General features: G+C 48.5%; 1 protein-coding gene. It reads right to left on the reverse strand.

Annotated features, from left to right (window positions below; genetic code table 11):
• The coding region (locus tag E4665_RS17960) for an AAA family ATPase (protein WP_135350175.1) at positions 1-2,067 on the reverse strand (2,067 nt) is incomplete at its 3' end.
• Positions 2,068-2,075: the final 8 nt, after the last annotated feature.

Below are 2,075 nucleotides of genomic sequence, written 5' to 3' on the forward strand. Positions count from 1 at the left end.
AAATGCTTCATTTCGTTCCTTTTTCTTGGCTTCTGGACTCTTACGTTTACCGATTGCTTTCTTCCATGATGGCTGCTCTGCTTCCGGCTGAATGTCCTTCAACACGCCAGAATCGTCCATACGATGGGCTGGATAGTCGAACCATATATTGATAGGGTCGAACTTAGGAAATTCACGCAGCGTCCCGTCAATACGCCAGGCTGTACGTATTTTTACTGCTTGCTTTACTGCATCAATAGCCTGATTCATTTCATTGTTGTGGCCTTTTAGACCAGCTTCCGCGTGCGTACGCATCTGTGTCACACTAAGTAGGTCATCCTGTCCGACATGCTCTTCAAGATAAGAAGGATTGTATTTCTTAAATATAGATTCATAGGCTTGGCACACCGCACGATCTTCCTGCTGCTTTTTAACTGCATCTGTCAGATCCAATTCAACCAGGTCAAGCAGCGCGTCCGGATCACGGGCGAATACGCCGGATCCACTGGCACGATCCATCGACTTCTTGCCACCCTGCATGCCTTTACTGTGGTGATGGCAATAGATGACGGAGCAGCCTAACTCCGTTGCTATTTTGTCAAATTGGTTAGTAAAGTGTGCCATCTGATCAGCACTATTTTCATCACCCGTGAGCACCTTGTAAATGGGGTCGATGATAACGGCGATATAGTTTTTCTTCTGTGCCCGACGGATTAACTTCGGAGCCAACTTGTCCATGGGCACCGACTTGCCGCGCAAGTTCCAGATGTCAATATTATCAATGTGATCAGGGTGCATGTTTAGCCGCCCATAGACATCCTTAAACCGGTGTAAGCAGCTGGCGCGGTCGAGTTCCAAATTGACGTAAAGTACTTTACCTTGCGCACATTTCCATGCCATCCACTTCACACCTTCACCGATGGCTATGGATAGCTCAATTAAAGCAAACGACTTACCGGCCTTCGATGGTCCAGCCACGAGCATTTTATGGCCTTGGCGCAGCACTCCTTCAATCAGTGCCGGAGCCAGTTCCGGCATATGATCCCAATAGTCCGACAATCCTTCCGGATCAGGCAGGTCATCATTGACGCCTTCAATCCATTCATACCACTCTTCCCATGTGGTCTTACCGATGTTGGTATCGATGATAAACTGCTTTTTTCCGTTACGTTCGACGCCCGGCATGCGGCTTAGGCGTGACGGATTACGGTCCTGCTTGTCCAGGCTGAGCCCGTTCTTCTGGCAGACATTATATAGGTAATCGACGCGTTTCCGGTACTCGTTATAGTCTGGCGCTTCGACTTTGACGATCGCATGAATACTCTTTCCACCACTGTAAACAAGAACAGCAATCGGCAGTTCCAGTTCGCGCATAACGGCATTCTGTTTTTCCAGATCCATTGTATCGGACTCAACAAGGGCATACCGGTAATCCGTCACGTTGTCGTTTTTAACACCTTTTCCATCAAGCGGATTAAATCGGATCCATGCACCGGCTTCCGGTTTCGTATCGCCCATGACGGATCCAACGTCTCCTTTGCAGGCGTTCAGTGCTTGGATCAATTCTCCGGCTGTACGGTCGCAATTTCCCTTAGTTGGCAGATATTTACCTGTATCTTCGTTTTGCCATACGGACGTCACATATCCGACATTTTCCGTCGATTCAAACAGTGTTTCCAGGTAACGGGTAATTTCACGTACCGGATTCCAGTCTTTCGGCTCGGCGATTTCCTTTCCTTCAATCCAATTTTTATCAATCACAATATAATCATCGTCGCCGCTGATTTCATCGTCCCATCCCAGGGCACGATCTTCGGTATGCTGGTGTGGTTCCCATCCGCGATCTTTTGCCATCTGCGTGATCGTCGCGCCAGTAATGCCGTTTCCTTCAAACGTGGCCCACTTCTTAAAACACTCGCCTGGATGATAGCGTACCGAATCGCTGCGTGACCAGGCGTCCCAATCAGAAGCTGTATATCCTTCCGACTTAAGCGCCATGCCGACGTCAACCCATTCTTGATAGTCAAGTGTTGACGGGTCGATGTAGTCCAGTAGCTTGATGATGTCGACTTTATTTTTCGTTTCCATAGGCTATC

The sequence above is a fragment of the Sporolactobacillus shoreae genome, from assembly GCF_004684935.1.
GTDB classification, from domain to species: Bacteria; Bacillota; Bacilli; order Bacillales; family Sporolactobacillaceae; genus Sporolactobacillus; species Sporolactobacillus shoreae.